Source organism: Pseudomonas sp. B21-056, from assembly GCF_026016325.1.
Lineage (GTDB): Bacteria > Pseudomonadota > Gammaproteobacteria > Pseudomonadales > Pseudomonadaceae > Aquipseudomonas.
Genome location: NZ_CP087203.1, coordinates 4,691,024 through 4,706,513 on the forward strand (window position 1 = coordinate 4,691,024; position 15,490 = coordinate 4,706,513).

Annotated in this window: 14 protein-coding genes; 11 read left to right on the plus strand and 3 right to left on the minus strand. The window is 60.5% G+C overall.

Features of this window, described 5'->3' with window-relative positions; genetic code table 11:
• Positions 1–17 precede the first annotated feature (17 nt).
• On the minus strand, positions 18–1,109 hold the full coding sequence (aroC, locus tag LOY67_RS20280) for a chorismate synthase (protein ID WP_265064150.1): 1,092 nt from the start codon (positions 1,107–1,109) through the stop codon (positions 18–20).
• Between the two features lie 142 nt (positions 1,110–1,251).
• Here aroC and LOY67_RS20285 point away from each other — a divergent pair, with 142 nt between their 5' ends.
• Positions 1,252–2,217 (plus strand): alpha/beta hydrolase, encoded by a 966-nt coding sequence (locus LOY67_RS20285; RefSeq protein ID WP_265067795.1) that lies wholly within the window; start codon positions 1,252–1,254, stop codon positions 2,215–2,217.
• 99 nt (positions 2,218–2,316) lie between these two features.
• Positions 2,317–3,105, plus strand: coding sequence for a hypothetical protein (locus tag LOY67_RS20290; protein WP_265064151.1), 789 nt, complete (start codon positions 2,317–2,319; stop codon positions 3,103–3,105).
• A gap of 210 nt (positions 3,106–3,315) precedes the next feature.
• On the opposite strand, the gene prmB is transcribed toward LOY67_RS20290, so the two are convergent.
• Entirely contained in the window at positions 3,316–4,224 is a 909-nt protein-coding gene (gene prmB / locus LOY67_RS20295) for a 50S ribosomal protein L3 N(5)-glutamine methyltransferase (RefSeq protein WP_265064152.1), read from the minus strand.
• Positions 4,225–4,478: 254 nt separating this feature from the next.
• On the opposite strand from prmB, the gene LOY67_RS20300 reads away from it, so the two are divergent.
• The 5 genes from LOY67_RS20300 to LOY67_RS20320 all read left to right on the plus strand — a co-directional run bounded on the left by LOY67_RS20300 (position 4,479) and on the right by LOY67_RS20320 (position 7,239).
• Entirely contained in the window at positions 4,479–5,069 is a 591-nt protein-coding gene (locus LOY67_RS20300; protein ID WP_144929622.1) for a cysteine hydrolase family protein, read from the plus strand.
• Between the two features lie 120 nt (positions 5,070–5,189).
• Positions 5,190–5,510 carry a hypothetical protein gene (locus tag LOY67_RS20305; protein ID WP_265064153.1) on the plus strand — a complete coding sequence of 107 codons (321 nt, stop codon included), beginning with the start codon at positions 5,190–5,192 and terminating at the stop codon, positions 5,508–5,510.
• Between the two features lie 74 nt (positions 5,511–5,584).
• A complete protein-coding gene (locus LOY67_RS20310) occupies positions 5,585–6,142 on the plus strand; it encodes a Smr/MutS family protein (protein ID WP_265064154.1) in 558 nt (185 codons plus the stop codon).
• A gap of 77 nt (positions 6,143–6,219) precedes the next feature.
• Positions 6,220–6,765, plus strand: coding sequence for a GTP cyclohydrolase I FolE (gene folE / locus LOY67_RS20315; RefSeq protein WP_003204506.1), 546 nt, complete (start codon positions 6,220–6,222; stop codon positions 6,763–6,765).
• Positions 6,766–6,867: 102 nt separating this feature from the next.
• Complete coding sequence (locus LOY67_RS20320; RefSeq protein WP_265064155.1) at positions 6,868–7,239, plus strand: glutathione S-transferase N-terminal domain-containing protein; 372 nt, start codon at positions 6,868–6,870, stop codon at positions 7,237–7,239.
• A 135-nt stretch (positions 7,240–7,374) separates the two neighbouring features.
• Here LOY67_RS20320 and LOY67_RS20325 read toward each other — a convergent pair whose 3' ends face one another.
• A complete protein-coding gene (locus LOY67_RS20325) occupies positions 7,375–8,541 on the minus strand; it encodes a PLP-dependent aminotransferase family protein (RefSeq protein ID WP_265064156.1) in 1,167 nt (388 codons plus the stop codon).
• An 82-nt stretch (positions 8,542–8,623) separates the two neighbouring features.
• Here LOY67_RS20325 and LOY67_RS20330 point away from each other — a divergent pair, with 82 nt between their 5' ends.
• From LOY67_RS20330 to LOY67_RS20345, 4 genes are all read left to right on the plus strand, one after another.
• On the plus strand, positions 8,624–9,064 hold the full coding sequence (locus tag LOY67_RS20330; RefSeq protein ID WP_265064157.1) for a MarR family winged helix-turn-helix transcriptional regulator: 441 nt from the start codon (positions 8,624–8,626) through the stop codon (positions 9,062–9,064).
• 331 nt (positions 9,065–9,395) lie between these two features.
• The gene (locus LOY67_RS20335; protein WP_139648965.1) at positions 9,396–10,745 is read left to right on the plus strand and encodes an NCS2 family permease; all 1,350 of its coding nucleotides are present in this window, start codon (positions 9,396–9,398) and stop codon (positions 10,743–10,745) included.
• 62 nt (positions 10,746–10,807) lie between these two features.
• Positions 10,808–11,437, plus strand: coding sequence for a LysE family translocator (locus tag LOY67_RS20340; protein WP_265064158.1), 630 nt, complete (start codon positions 10,808–10,810; stop codon positions 11,435–11,437).
• A gap of 96 nt (positions 11,438–11,533) precedes the next feature.
• Positions 11,534–15,256 carry a calcium-binding protein gene (locus LOY67_RS20345; RefSeq protein ID WP_265064159.1) on the plus strand — a complete coding sequence of 1,241 codons (3,723 nt, stop codon included), beginning with the start codon at positions 11,534–11,536 and terminating at the stop codon, positions 15,254–15,256.
• Positions 15,257–15,490 lie beyond the last annotated feature (234 nt).

Below are 15,490 nucleotides of genomic sequence, written 5' to 3' on the forward strand. Positions count from 1 at the left end.
GGTCGGCAGGTCAGCCATCAAAGCTGACCCAGCACCGGGGTGCCGACCCTTACATCGGCGTTCTGGCCGCGATGGCGCAGCAGGTGATCCATCAAGACGATGGCCATCATTGCCTCGGCAATCGGCGTGGCACGGATGCCCACGCACGGGTCGTGACGGCCCTTGGTGATGACTTCCACCGGGTTGCCCTGGATGTCGATGGAACGCCCCGGCGTGGTAATGCTGGACGTCGGTTTCAAGGCCAGGTGCGCCACGATCGGCTGGCCCGAGGAAATGCCACCGAGAATGCCGCCGGCGTTGTTGCTGAGGAAACCCTGCGGGGTCAGTTCGTCGCGGTGCTCGGTGCCACGCTGGGCGATGCAGGCGAAACCGGCACCGATCTCCACGCCTTTCACCGCGTTGATGCTCATCAGCGCATGGGCCAGTTCGGCGTCGAGGCGGTCGAAGATCGGCTCGCCAAGGCCGGGCATCACCCCTTCGGCCACTACGGTGATCTTCGCGCCGACCGAATCCTGGTCCCGGCGCAGTTGGTCCATGTAGGCCTCGAGCTCCGGTACCTTGTCCGGGTCAGGGCAGAAGAACGCGTTCTGCTCCACCGAATCCCAGGTCTTGAACGGGATTTCGATAGGGCCCAACTGGCTCATGTAGCCACGGATCACGATGCCCTGGCTGGCCAGGTACTTCTTGGCGATCGCCCCGGCCGCCACGCGCATCGCGGTTTCCCGGGCCGAACTGCGGCCGCCGCCACGGTAGTCGCGCTCACCGTATTTGTGGTGGTAGGTGTAGTCGGCGTGGGCCGGGCGGAACAGGTCCTTGATGGCCGAGTAGTCCTTGGACTTCTGGTCGGTGTTGCGGATCAGCAGGCCGATGGCGCAACCGGTGGTGCGCCCTTCGAACACCCCGGACAGGATCTCGACTTCATCGGCTTCCTGGCGCTGGGTGGTGTGGCGGCTGGTACCGGGCTTGCGGCGATCCAGGTCACGCTGCAGGTCCTCCAGGGAAATCTCCAGGCCCGGCGGGCAGCCGTCGACAATGGCGACCAACGCCGGGCCATGGCTTTCGCCCGCGGTGGTGACAGTGAACAGCTTGCCGTAGGTATTGCCGGACATGCAGGGTGCTCCGTGAAATCGCTGAGAAACTCAATCTGGGATTCTTGATGGGCGCCAGTATACGCAGGCTAACTGCGTAGTTCATCCTCGAACCTTATCGGTGGCTGCCAGTCCAACCGGCACCTTCGCAACCAGTGGCGTGATGATGCTAAACCTGCGTGTCCTGAGCCTTACCCTGTTCATCGGTCTGTTTTCCAGCCTGGCCCAGGCGACGGTCCTGCTACGGCCGATCAGCCTCGACAGCGGCCACGGGGAACTCTTCGGTTCCCTGCTGCTGCCCAAATCCGACACACCGGTACCGGTTGTCCTGATCATTTCCGGGTCTGGTCCTACGGATCGCGACGGCAATAACCCCGAGGGCGGACGCAATGACAGTCTCAAGCGCCTGGCCTGGGTCCTGGCCAGGCACAACATTGCCAGCGTGCGGTATGACAAGCGCGGCGTGGCTGCCAGCCTGGCCGCGACACCGGACGAACGCGACCTGAGCGTCGAGGCCTATGTCGCCGATGCCGTGGCCTGGAGCCACAAGCTGGGCGCCGACCCACGGCTGGGCCCGCTGATCCTGCTGGGCCACAGCGAAGGCGCGTTGATCGCCAGCCTTGCCGCCCCCCAGGCCAACGCGGCAGCGGTCATCTCGGTGGCCGGCAGTGCCCGGCCTATCGACCAGGTGCTGCGCCAGCAACTGGGCAGCCGCCTGCCTCCAGCGCTGATGTTGCGCAGTAACGAGCTGCTCGACAGCCTCAAGGCCGGTCGCCTCGACGCGAACGTGCCGGCGCAACTGCAATTCATTTTCCGTCCCAGCGTGCAGCCGTATCTGATCTCGCTGTTCCGCCAGGATCCGGCCCGGGCTTTCGCGGCGCTGAAAGTCCCGGCCTTGATCATCCAGGGCAGCCATGACATTCAGGTCAGCGTCGATGATGCCCGGCAATTGAAGGCGGCCAAACCCGACGCCGAGCTGGCGCTGATCGAGGGCATGAACCACGTGATGCGTATCGTGCCCAACGACGAGAAACAACAACTGGCGTCCTATAAAAACCCTGATCTGCCCCTCGCGGCGGCGCTCGGTACCCATATCCTGGCTTTTATTGGCTCGATAGCGTCCCGTTAAGCGCTTTTAACCCTCCAGTCCTGGGGAAAACGGCCGATAGACCGGTGTCGGACAGCGCATTGGCTGCCGACGAGCCGGCCAGGACAGGATTTCGCCGTTATGACTGAGACTGAAACTTCACCCGACACCACCGCCGAAACGCCCGCCACACCGGCGGTGGAGCTGCCTTGGGCGGACGTGCAGGCCGAGCACCACAAGATGCTCCGGCTGGCCCCGCTCAAGACGGACCGTGCCACGGGCGCGCGGCCGTTGCGGTTTGTCGAATTCAGCTACGCCGAGCGCCACAGCAAGGAACGCAGCTTGTTGCGCATGAGCATCCAGTTGCCGGGCCAGCGCGTGCGCAAGGAACAGAATCACCTGGACGTCTGGGCCGATCACGTCGAAAAACGCCTGCACTTTTCCCCGGACAACCTGCAAATCGAGCCGTTGAACCGCGGCATCGGCCGTTTCCTCGCCGCCCAGGCCGTTACCTGGGCCAAGAAGCGCTGGTCGAGCTACCGGGTCGACGGCACCGACCTGAGCAACAAGGACGCGCTGAACGAAGACACCCGGCTGCGCCGCGACCGCTTCCTGCAGGCCCATGGCTTCGAGGTGGTCTATGCCGATGCCCAGCACCTCAAGGGCAGTGTCAAGGATGCCCAGGTCGGTGACCTGAAAGGCGACTGGAACACCGAAAAGCTGCAGTTCGTGGAAATCCTCGAAGCCGCGCAGATGCTGCAACAAGCCGAGCAGAACCTGGCGGAACAGGAAGTCAAACTCAAGCAGCAGGAGGAGAAGGTCAACAAGTTCAAGCGCGAAGACACCGGCCTGCGCTTCACCATCACCTGCCTGGTGGCGTTTGCCATGTTCCAGGCGGGCTTGCTGATCTGGATTGCGACGCGGCACTGAGTACCGGGTCTTTTCCGAGGCAATGACTTGGAATACACCTGTGGCGAGGGGATTTATCCCCGCTGGGCTGCGAAGCAGCCCCATGCAGTCTCAACTCAATCTGTCTGAGGCACCGAGTTGCCTGGTTTCAGGGCTGCTTCGCAGCCCAGCGGGGATAAATCCCCTCGCCACAGATAAATCCCCTCGCCACAAAAGCCTGCCTAAACCGCATTAAACCCGCGAAGCGAACAGCCCCTGATGCTGACGGCACTGTTCGGCGCTGAGCATGAACACGCCATGCCCGCCGCGATCAAAATCCAGCCAGGTGAAATCGACTTCGGGGTACAACGCCTCGACATGCACCTGGCTGTTGCCCACTTCGACAATCAGCAGGCCCTTCTCGGTCAGATGGTCGGCCGCCTCGGCCAGCATCCGGCGAACCAGGTTCAAGCCGTCATCGCCACAGGCCAGACCCAACTCCGGCTCATGCTGGTATTCCTGGGGCATGTCGGCGAAATCTTCCGCATCAACGTAGGGCGGGTTCGACACGATCAGGTCGAAACGCTGCCCCGGCAGGCCGTCGAAGCCATCGCCCTGGACGGTGAAGACACGCTCATCGACGCCGTGGCGCTCAATGTTCTGGTTGGCCACTTCCAGCGCTTCGAACGACAGGTCGGTCAGCACCACTTCGGCTTCCGGAAACTCATAGGCACAGGCGATGCCGATGCAGCCGGAACCGGTGCACAGGTCGAGGATCCGCGCAGGGGCCTGGGCCAGCCAGGGTTCGAAGCGTTTTTCGATCAGTTCACCGATGGGCGAGCGCGGAATGAGCACACGCTCGTCGACGATGAACGACATCCCGCAGAACCAGGCTTCACCCAACAGGTACGCTGCCGGGATACGCTCTGCGATACGTCGCTGCAGCAGGCGCTGCACATGGACCAGTTCGTCGTCTTCAAGGCTGCAATCCAGGTAGCTGTCGGCCATTTCCCAAGGCAGGTGCAGCGCGCCCAACACCAGTTGGCGGGCTTCATCCCACGCGTTGTCGGTGCCGTGGCCGAAGAACAGATCCTCCCCATGGAAACGGCTGACGGCCCAACGGATATGGTCGCGCAGGGTACGAAGACGGGAAGTGATCACAGCGGCAAACTCCAGAAAAAACGACTGGCGAGTCTAACAGCCAAACGCGCCCCCACCCAAACGTGCCTCAAGGACGACCGAAAAACGCCAGGGCACTCGTAGGACCCTTCCGTTTTTTGTGCCACCCATTGAACAAGACGGGCATCTTGACAAGGCTGTAGGCCAGCAACGACGGCGCTTGCGATGGAAGCGATTCACAGAACCGCTCAGCCAGAGGAGAATGTCGCAAAAGCCCCACCCGAAGGAGCCCCAGAATGTCCGTTCCAAAAACGATGTTTCAACTCAGTGGTCGTGGTTACGCGGCGGCCAATCTGAGTCAAGCGACCCTGATCATCATCGATGCCCAGAAAGAATACCTCGCCGGCCCCCTGGCCCTGAGTGGCATGGATGCAGCGGTTGCGAACATCAGGCAATTGCTCGGCGCGGCCCGTGCCGCCGGCCGGCCGATCGTGCATGTGCGTCACCTGGGCACCCATGGCGGGCTGTTCGATCCACAGGGTGAACGCGGGGAATTCATTCCAGGCCTCGAGCCCCAGGGTGACGAAACCATCATCGGCAAGCTGCTGCCCAGCGCCTTCCATGGCACCGAACTGAAAAAGCGCCTGGAAGAGTTCGGCCCACTGGACCTGATCGTCTGCGGTTTCATGAGTCATTCCAGTGTCAGCACCACCGTGCGCGCCGCCAAGAACCTGGGTTTTCGCTGCACCCTGGTGGAAGACGCCTGCGCCACCCGCGACCTGCCGCACAAGGGCGGCGTCCTGAGCGCCGAACACGTGCACCAGACCGAAATGGCGATCATGGCGGACAACTTCGCCACCTTGGCCCTGACCCACGACTTGATCTGACTGCCCCTCGATGAGCGGCCACTTCCGCCGCTCATCCGCAAAAGCCTCTCATTTGCCTAGCCTCAGGAACAACCCGAACATCTTCCGGTCGAAGGCCGATACCCATTGAGGAAGGTCGGAATGAAGATATCCGATGGTTTTGACGCACGTCGCTTGCGGCCCAAAGGCCCGAGCAACTGGCGGTTTCGTTTTGGCGCGGCCATCGCGGCGCTGCTGGCAACACTTGGCGTCCTGCTGGCCATGGCCGGCGCTGCCAGCCTGCTGGGCCGCCCGCCCGCGCTGGGCGATCTGAATGCCACCCCGCTCGGTTCGGCGATCATTCTGGCCGTGGGCCTTCTTATCCTGTTGCTGGGGGTCTGGCTCTGGCGCCGCTGCCGCCGACGCGCCCGCCAATCCCTGGAGCTGGCCATGGCTCCGCACCTGATGAAAAAGCACGACTGACCCGCCATCCGACGTTTTGTCGCACCCGATCCCGCCGGACTTGGGTAAACTGGCCGGCCTTCGCGGAGGCTGACATGCAAGACGACGACTTTTCCCTGTTCAAGAGTGCGATCCAGGGCGTAAAACCGATCAAACACGATCGCGCCGAAACCGGCAAACCCAAAGCCGATCGCGCACAGATCGCCAAGCTGCGCCAGGCCGCCACCGTGCGCGCCGATGCCACGACCGTGGACGGATTGTCCGATCAGTTCGTGATCGACGTAGGCCCCGAAGACGAGTTGATGTGGGCACGCGACGGCGTCCAGGAAAGCCAGATGCGCAAGCTGAAGGTCGGCCAGATCCCCTTCGAAGGCAGCCTCGACCTGCACGGCATGAGCGTCGAAAAAGCCCGGGAAACCCTCTGGGCCTTCCTCGCCGAAGCGACGAAATTCGAAATCCGCTGCGTGCGCGTCACCCACGGCAAGGCCGTGCGACTGGACGGCAAGCGGCCGATGATCAAGAGCCACGTCAACACCTGGCTGCGCCAGCACCCCCAAGTGCTGGGCTTCACCTCCTGCCAGGCAAAACACGGCGGCGCCGGAGCGGTGTACGTGATGCTCAAGCGCACCATGATGGAAGGTCGCGACGAGTAGCCCTCGATTGCCGAGCTTGCAGCGCCGTGTCCGCCACCGTACCCTTGCCCTTTGCGTAAAATCCCACAGGTAGCTTCATGTCTCTGGAACAGAATTACACCGCGATTCTCGGCCAACTGGGCGAGGACGTTTCCCGCGAGGGCCTGCTCGACACGCCCAAGCGTGCTGCCAAGGCCATGCAGTACCTCTGCCGTGGTTATGAACAGACCCTCGAAGAAGTCACCAACGGTGCCTTGTTCAGCTCCGACAACAGCGAAATGGTGCTGGTCAAGGACATCGAGTTGTACTCGTTGTGCGAGCATCACCTGCTGCCGTTCATCGGCAAGGCCCATGTGGCCTACATCCCGAGCGGCAAGGTGCTGGGGCTGTCGAAAGTGGCGCGTATTGTCGACATGTATGCGCGTCGCCTGCAGATCCAGGAAAACCTCAGCCGCCAGATCGCCGACGCGGTCCAGCAGGTGACCGGCGCCCTGGGCGTGGCGGTGGTGATCGAGGCCAAGCACATGTGCATGATGATGCGCGGTGTGGAAAAGCAGAACTCTTCGATGATCACCTCGGTGATGCTCGGTGAGTTCCGTGAAAACGCCGCGACCCGCAGCGAGTTCCTCAGCCTCATCAAGTAACCTGTCGCTCGAGAAAACCGGCACTGATCGCCGGTTTTTTTTCGCCTGTGAAAAATCAGGTAAGCTGCGCGCCCTCTTCTTCCCTGCCGCGAGGCTTATACCGTGATCGTCAAAGCGCTTCGAGTTGGCTTGGGCCAACTGATCATCTTCATCGACTTCATCACCCGTCCCGGCAAGAAACAGCGCCCGGCCGATGCCCAGGCGCAGGTCGACCAGGCCGCCCGCAGCCTGACGCTGTATCAGTTCCACGCGTGCCCGTTCTGCGTGAAAACCCGCCGTACCCTGCGCCGTCTTAACGTACCGGTGGCCCTGCGCGATGCGAAGCACAACGAACAGGATCGCCAGGCGCTGCTGGAACAAGGTGGCAGGATCAAGGTGCCTTGCTTGCGTATCGAAGAGAACGGGGAAACCACTTGGATGTATGAGTCCAAGGTGATCATTGATTATCTGGATAAGCGGTTTTCGGCGGTCTGATGGTTTTTGGGTGGATGTGAAGGCCCCATCGCGAGCAGGCTCGCTCCTACATGGGATCTTCGGTGTTCACAAAACCCCTGTGGGAGCGAGCCTGCTCGCGATAGCGCCGGCCCGCTCACCACAAGCCCCACCGCCTCACGCCGCTTCGATCGCCAACGCCTCCCGCACCACCCCCGCCAACCGCCTCAGCCCTTCATCCAGCCGCGCCGGATCTATATGGCTGAAGTTCAAGCGCAAATGCCCCGGGTGCTGGTCCGGCTCGGGGAAGAACGGTTCCCCCGGCATGAACGCCACATCCGCCGCCAGCGCGGCGGCGAGCAGCGTGCGGGTGTCCAGCGGTTGCTTGAGGGTCAACCAGAAAAACAGCCCGCCCTCGGGCATGTTCCAGTCCGCGATGTCGGAAAAATGCCTGTGCAACGCTGCCTGGAACCGGTCGCGACGATCCCGGTAGAAATCCCTCAATTCACCGAGGTGGCTGCGGTACTTCTCGCTGCCGATCCATTGCAGAGCCTGCCATTGGCCGACGCGATTGGTGTGCAGGTCTGCCGACTGCTTGAGCCGCAACAGGTGCGGGAACAGGTCCGGACTGGCAATCAAGTAACCCACCCGCAACCCCGGCAACAGGGTTTTCGACACGGTGCCGGTGTAGATCCAACTGGCTTTCTTCAAGCGACTGACAATCGGCGTGGCGCTGCCGCCGTCGAAGGTCAGTTCGCGATAGGGTTCGTCTTCGATCAGGGTAACGCCGAACTCATCCAGCAAGGCCGCCACCGCGTCGCGCTTGGCCTCGCTGTAGCGCACTGCCGAAGGGTTCTGGAACGTGGGGATCAGGTAGATGAAGGCCGGCCGATGCTGTTCCAGGCGTGTCCGTAACTGCTTCAGGTCCGGGCCGTCGGCCTCCAGGGGGACGGTGATGCAGTCGGCGCCGAACAGCTGGAAAATCTGCAACGCCGCCAGGTAGGTCGGCGCCTCCAGCATGATCTCGGTACCGACGTCGATGTGCAGTTTCGCCGCCAGGTCGAGGGTCTGCTGCGAGCCGCTGACCACCAGCACCTGACTCGCCTCACAGGCCAGCCCCAACGCCCGCGCCTGCGCCGCAAGGGCTTCGCGCAGGGCCGGCTCGCCTTCGCTCATGCCGTATTGGCCCATGGACAACGGCATGGCGTCCCACTCGACTTTCGGCAACATGGCTTCGGCCGGCAGCCCGCCGGCGAACGACATCACCTCAGGGCGTTGGGCTGCTGCGAGGATTTCTCGAATCAAAGAACTTTTGAGGCGCGAGACACGTTCGGAAAAAGCCATGGGAACCACCTGTAGCGAGGCATTGGGGAAATGAGTCAAACTGATTGACCGAAATTACCCCGACCTTTCTGGATACGTCAATATGCTTGACCTTAAAAACCCGACTTCCCAGCAGATGGCCATGGAAGCGTTCTTCTTCGGCTACCAGGCGTTCACCGCCAAGGCCGATGAAATGCTTGAGCGTCGAGGGTTGAGCCGCGTGCACCAGCGCATCGTTTTCTTCGTTGCCCGGTATCCGTCGCTGAGTGTGAAAGAACTGCTGGCCCTGCTGGGCGTGACCAAGCAGGCCCTGAACATGCCGTTGCGACAACTGATGGAAATGCACCTGGTGAACAGCGTTGCCTCCGAGACCGACAAGCGTAAGCGGCTGCTGGAGCTGACCGACGAAGGGGCGCGGTTCGAACAGGCGTTGCGCCGCGAGCAGGTGAAGTTGCTGGAGCGGGTGTTTGCCGAGGCCGGGGAAGCGGCGGTGAATGGGTGGTTGGCGGTGAATATGGCGTTGGGCAAGGGGTCTGCGGACTGAGGGGCTGCAGGATCTGCGGTGCTTGGATTGGCGCTATCGCGAGCAGGCTCGCTCCCACATTGGACCTATGGCGTGTGCATAACCCTGTGGGAGCGAGCCTGCTCGCGATAGCGTCCTCCCAGGCGATATATCCCTATCGCCGGACATTTCGTCGACAAAACAGAAAACATTATTTGCTTTATTTGTATACAAAAGCATAATTCGCTTCGTGCGAGTTCCTGACCAACAGGTCAACTACTTCGCCAGCCTTACTTGCCTCAAAGCTCGCATGCCTCCTCCGGATGGCCTGCGACGCTGGAAATAACAATAAAACTGTTGAGGAGTACTCGCTGTGGAAAGCCGCAAACCCGAAGCCCGGACGCTGGACCTCTCGCCGCCATCAAGCCGTGGCTGGCTGGAGCGCATCTTCAAACTCAGCTTGCATGGCACCACGGTGAAGACCGAGCTGATCGCCGGCCTGACGACCTTCATCACCATGGCCTACATCATTTTCGTCAACCCCAACATCATGGCCGACGCCGGCATCGACCACGGCGCGGCCTTCGTCGCCACCTGTATCGCCGCCGCCCTGGGTTGCCTGTTGATGGGCCTGTACGCCAACTGGCCGGTGGGCCTGGCACCGGGCATGGGCCTGAATGCCTTCTTCACCTACACCGTGGTCGGCACCATGGGCTACAACTGGGAAACCGCGTTGGGCGCGGTGTTCATTTCCGGCGTGCTGTTCATGATCCTGACCCTGTCGCGGGTTCGTGAGTGGCTGCTCAACAGCATTCCAGTGAGCCTGCGGTTCGCCATGGGTGCGGGGGTCGGGTTGTTCCTCGGACTGATCGGCCTGAAGACCGCCGGGATCATCGTCGACAGCCCCGCCACCCTGATCAAGCTCGGCTCGTTGCGTGAACCCGGCCCGCTGCTCGCCGCCGTGTGCTTCCTGATGATCGCCGTGCTCAGTTATCACCGGGTGTTCGGCGCGATCCTGATCAGCATCATCGCCGTGACCCTGGCCGGTTGGGGCCTGGGGCTGGTGCAATACAACGGTGTGATGTCGACGCCACCGAGCCTGGCACCGACCTGGATGGCCATGGACGTGGCCGGCGTGTTCAACGTCAGCATGATCAGTGTGGTGCTGGCCTTCCTGTTCGTGCATATGTTCGACACCGCCGGCACCTTGATGGGCGTGGCCCAGCGTGCCGGCCTGGTGAAGCCCGATGGGCGGATCGAGAACCTGTCTCGCGCCCTGAAAGCCGACAGCGCCTCCAGCGTGTTCGGCGCCATGGTCGGGGTGCCGCCGGTGACCAGCTACGTGGAAAGTGCTGCCGGTGTCGCGGCGGGAGGCCGGACGGGGCTTACCGCAGTGACCGTCGGCGTGCTATTTATTGCCGCCATGTTCTTCGCGCCACTGGCCGGGATGATCCCTGCCTATGCCACGGCCGGTGCCTTGATCTACGTCGCCATGCTGATGATGGGCGGCATGGCCCATATCGAATGGGACGAGCCGACCGACAGCATTCCGGCCATCGTCACGGCCATCATGATGCCCCTGACCTTTTCGGTCGCCGACGGTATTGCATTGGGCTTCATCACCTATGTGGTACTCAAGGCCGGCACCGGTAAACGCAAGGAAATTTCTGTCAGCCTGTGGGTGCTCTGCGCGATCTTCATCGCCAAGTTCATCTTCTTGTAAGCGGTATCGAATCCACCCGCCTCACCCATTGGGTGAGGCTTTTGTACATCAGGAGCAAAGCAATGAATCTGGAAACCTGGCTGTTGTTCAGTGGCGCCGCGTTGGTGGTGATCCTCATCCCCGGCCCCCTGTCGTTGTTGATGATCGGCAACAGCCTGAACTACGGCCTGCGCCGCTCATATCCGGCGTTCCTGGGTGGGGTGATCGCCTCGATCTGCCTGTTGAGCGCCTCGGCGCTGGGGCTCGGTGCGTTGCTGCTGGCCTCGGAAAAACTGTTCAGTGCCCTGAAAATCGTCGGTGCGCTGTACCTGTTCTACCTGGCCTGGCAGAGCTGGCAGCAATCGCGCCAACCGTCCCAAGGCGCCGAGGTGCCCCAGGCCGCCACCGTGCCGCGCTTTCGCGCGTTGTTCGGTCGGGCATTCGTATTGGGTGCCAGCAACCCGAAAGACATCCTGTTCTTCGCCGCTTTCCTGCCGCAGTTCCTGAGCGCCGGGCAACCGTTCCTGCCACAACTGCTGATCATGATTGCCACCTGGACCGTCCTCGACCTGCTCTGCAAGCTGGCCTACGGCCTCGGTGCCCACGGCGCGGCGCGCTATCTGCGTACGGGTAAAGGCCAGAGCTGGTTCAATCGCATCAGTGCAGGCTTGTTTGGCGGCGCGGGCGCGGCGTCTTTATTGTCCGCCCACTGAATTGCAAAACGAGGCAACAACCCATCGATATACATCATTCAGGAAAACATCTTACATAGAGGGCCATTCAATCAGCGTTGAACAAGGAAGTTCACAATGGCCCAGGTTATTCACCCGCCCTCCATTTCCGTCGAGCATGGCGTAGTCATTACGGATATAGGCTTACACGCCAATCCCCATACAACCGAAACACTCGACTTCGAAGTTGCCGATCAACTGCAACTCAGTCCGGAACACCAGCAACGACAGGCGCAACTTGAAGTTGTGGATAAACTCTACGGCCCGTTCCACATCGGTTCCGTGGCCGTTACCCGTTCAGCCCTGAATGCGCTCGGTGCCACAACCGATGGACAGCCCCTGAACGGTGACAATACTTTTTTCCGCATCCCCAATCGCTTTTTCCTGAACTCACTGCAGTTCAACGCCAGCGATATCGAAACACGAATAAAACTGACCAGCGATGCAAACGACTATCGGCTGCCAACCTTGCTGTTCGAAATGGCAAGCCAGCGATCACGCTCCGCACCATCATTATTGCGGGAAACTCTTGAAACCCAGGCTGGGCCGGGCGGTTATCGGAGCACCCTGGAAAAGCTCTTGAAAGCGGCCCAGAACCTCGACACCCGAGTGCTTGCGCAACGCTCACTGAGTTGGATAAACCAGGCCAAGAGCCAGGTGCTCATCCCCACGGGCCTGGGGCTTCAGGCCTTCGGAATCTACAGCGGCCTGCGAGGCCTGCAAGACGCCATCCGGGACAAGGACGCCTACCAGACCCTTTTCAATGGCGCCAGCGTGGCCGCCGAGGTGGCTTCCATCGGTGTCGAAGCGCTGGTCACCCGCCAGGCCACACAGATGATCAAGGCCGGTCAGCGCTCCCTAGGAGATTTCGCCAAAACCACCTTCGCCATCAGGCTGGCCCGTGGCAGCGGCTTGATTGCCAGCGTGCTGACACTGCCTTTCGATATCATCGCCGCGGTCGACTCGTTCAAGGCGGCCGCCAGCGCCACCGGCCGCGAGGCCACCGACCACTACGTCAACGCAGCCTTGAGCGTCACCAGCGCCGCCATGGCGGTGACCATCGGCATCGCAGCCCTGGCCGGGTTTACGTCAGCGGGCCCAGCAGGCCTGGCCGCCGGGCTGGTCCTGGTGGTCGGGTCACAGATCTGGGGCGCGATCCGTCAGGTCGATGAAATCGACGACTACCTACAACTCACCGTTCACGAGCGCCTCCGTACGGGCTGGTTCGCTTTCTGGACAATCAGCCCCGATGACGATATCCAGGACCGCTACACCATCGCCAAGGCAACCGCCGAACATACCAGGCGACTCCAGGCCAATGCCTTGAACTTGCTCAGGGGTTCGTTGAAAGACAGCACCGAGGCGATCGTAAACGGTAAGTTCAAGGTAGAACTCGAACGAGTGACCTATAACACCTGGAACTGGTGGACCGGCGAAAAGTATCAAGCAACAACCGTACGCCCCAGGATCAAGGACAGCGATGACTCGATCGATGCACGCAATGGCGTAACGGCTGAAACTCCCGGCGCAGTCATTGAAGCGACGGCGGAACATAAAGGCATCCACTGGTACATCGGCGGCGGCAACGACACTGTTCTAGGCGTTGAAGACAAACCAAACGTTTTCCATTACGGGGCAGGCGTCAAGACACTGAGCGGCGGCGCGAAAGATGATGTTTTCATCGACGAGGGTTCGACACAGATCGTCATTGGGGATCAGGCGCTTCCAGCCAATAACCTGGTGGGCGGCGCGGGCAATGACACGCTGATACTGGCGGGTGGTCCCGGCAACAGTCAGAAGCCGAGACTGGGTTATCAGGTCGATCTGGAGGCTGGGCAAGTATCCGTCATCACCCAGGCAAGCCCTGCTGGGGAGAGCAGTCCCCATGCCGTCCTTGAAAGCATTGAACATGTCGAAATCCTTGAAGGCGGAACCAACGTCATCAAGGGTACGGCCGGCCCGAACATCATCAAGTCCCGCGGCAACGATTCAATCGAGGCCGGCGCGGGCGATGACCAGATCTTCATCCTCGGTGGCAATAACCGCGATGCAGACGGTGGTCCTGGCGAGGATGATTACGCCATCGCCCATAAACCGGGCCATGTATCGATCAGCGAAGACGGCGTGGGCAATAGTGTCATTGCACTGGACTGGCGAGCGGACCTGATTGAAAGCTGGGCCATTGTAGGAGGCAACCTGGTGCTTGCTTCGCGCTTTGACGCAAATGACTGGGACGTGCGCAAGGTCACCGTCAACAACGTCTACAGCGACACGGCGTACCCACGAACGTTGAAAAACAACAAACTGACGGTCATTACCAAAGACGGTTTCCATTGGCTGCCCGACCTGCCCGACAGCATCGAGCATGGCCGTCTGCTCGCCATTGAAGCCGTCATGGTGCAACAAGGAACACCCCGAAACCCGGCCATCCTCAACAATCGAAGCGAGCAGTCGATCGCCCACGACAACGATACGAGCTATTACGTTGCTCGCCATATTGAACTCGCCACACTCAAGGTGAAACAGAAAAGCGAATGTTCCACCACCCTCCATCTGGATTACGTCCATTCAGAATTGACACGGATCGAGGCGCACTACAACGCCCATGTCACCCAGGAAGACGAATCGGAGACTGCTCGCTATGGAGAGTGTGGCCTGACGTTGCACTTTGGCAATCGCCAAGTCGTCCTGAAAAACCTGGCAAGTTCCGATGAGCGTTATACCGCGCGAAAAACCACAAGGCGACGCGCATTTTCCGCCCTGAGTTCGCACCATACTTTCATCCTGATCATGAATGACGGTTCATCCTATCGTTTGGCCCTGCCGACCCCCGACTACAATCTGTTGCTGGACAACAAATTCATCGACAAGGATCCAGTGACGTGGAAAACGGAAGTACCACTGCCACTCACACCGACAAAAAAGAAATACGCCTACCTTCAACCCCTGGATAAGAAACCCCATTTCATGGGCAACCGGGCGACCTGCGCCCTGCTCACTTCCTCCCCTGTACAAACGGGTGTCGAAGTCCTGATTGGCCAAGGCTCTACCTACCTTGTCCACCTCAGCCCGAACATGACGCTACGCCTCTCCACGCCCGGTGCACTGGCCGGCGCCAATCCCCGCTTACCCCAGGCCTCACGGTGGGAATTCGACGCCACGCACCTGGGCCAGGTCGAGATAACACTGGCCGACAACCTGCTGCAAATTGGCGGAACGGTCATTCATCTTCCCGCTTATGAGGCTGAAGACCTTATCGACCAGATACGCGTTATCACTGCACAGGGTGTCGTGTATGCGGTCGACAGCCTGTTCGAGCGGGTTCATGTGGAAGCGCTCGATGGCCGGTACTTTGCCCCCCCGCTCGACCCCGACGCCGCGTTGCCCCTGGAACTTTCCAGGTTATCGTCCGAACAATTGAAGGTTCTCAATGTTGCCGTCAAGGATGGCGCTCCCGGCGCCCTGAGCTATCACCTCCAAACACGCAAGTGGACCCTGGATACAGATAAGTCCCGGGTTATTACGGCGCTGGAACTTAAAAAAACAAACCTGTGCGACCACCATCTCAAGATCTATCAGGATATAGCCCGAGAAGGTCTCAGCCAATATCCCCCCTTAGGCGATGAGGCATTGCGTTTATTGCGGGAACAGTGCGTGAAACTGGTAGAGGGCTTGACGTTGAGAAGGTCGTTGCTACTTGCACAGGCAATCATCCTGAGCCCGACACTTGGTAGAAAGCTTCCTTATATGAACTGGATGCTTTCGCCGGATGAGTTCACTGCCGAACCCGCACAGTCCTGACAAGTTTTTTCAAACATTCAGTTCAAACGCAATACATATGTAGTGCAGCTGCGCATTCATCTTCAACGAACATCTACAGGGCTACGACCAGCCATCAGTTTCAAGTCATATTCATTATCAATATCTAAGAGCCGAAACATTAAATGAGTCCAAGAAAGAATACCCGCCCCAATATCCCGACGTCCTCTTCCGATGCGTCCCACACCAGTCGCGATACAACGCCGGAAAGTCTGC

Bases quoted from the DNA above. Each gene is read 5' to 3' on its own strand.
- LOY67_RS20310 (WP_265064154.1), top strand. From the start codon at position 5,585: ATGCAAGACGACGACTTTTCCCTGTTCAAGAGTGCGATCCAGGGCGTA.
- folE (WP_003204506.1), top strand. From the start codon at position 6,220: ATGTCTCTGGAACAGAATTACACCGCGATTCTCGGCCAACTGGGCGAG.
- LOY67_RS20305 (WP_265064153.1), top strand. From the start codon at position 5,190: ATGAAGATATCCGATGGTTTTGACGCACGTCGCTTGCGGCCCAAAGGC.
- aroC (WP_265064150.1), bottom strand. From the start codon at position 1,109: ATGTCCGGCAATACCTACGGCAAGCTGTTCACTGTCACCACCGCGGGC.
- LOY67_RS20290 (WP_265064151.1), top strand. From the start codon at position 2,317: ATGACTGAGACTGAAACTTCACCCGACACCACCGCCGAAACGCCCGCC.
- LOY67_RS20325 (WP_265064156.1), bottom strand. From the start codon at position 8,541: ATGGCTTTTTCCGAACGTGTCTCGCGCCTCAAAAGTTCTTTGATTCGA.
- LOY67_RS20345 (WP_265064159.1), top strand. From the start codon at position 11,534: ATGGCCCAGGTTATTCACCCGCCCTCCATTTCCGTCGAGCATGGCGTA.
- LOY67_RS20340 (WP_265064158.1), top strand. From the start codon at position 10,808: ATGAATCTGGAAACCTGGCTGTTGTTCAGTGGCGCCGCGTTGGTGGTG.
- LOY67_RS20330 (WP_265064157.1), top strand. From the start codon at position 8,624: ATGCTTGACCTTAAAAACCCGACTTCCCAGCAGATGGCCATGGAAGCG.
- LOY67_RS20300 (WP_144929622.1), top strand. From the start codon at position 4,479: ATGTCCGTTCCAAAAACGATGTTTCAACTCAGTGGTCGTGGTTACGCG.
- LOY67_RS20285 (WP_265067795.1), top strand. From the start codon at position 1,252: ATGATGCTAAACCTGCGTGTCCTGAGCCTTACCCTGTTCATCGGTCTG.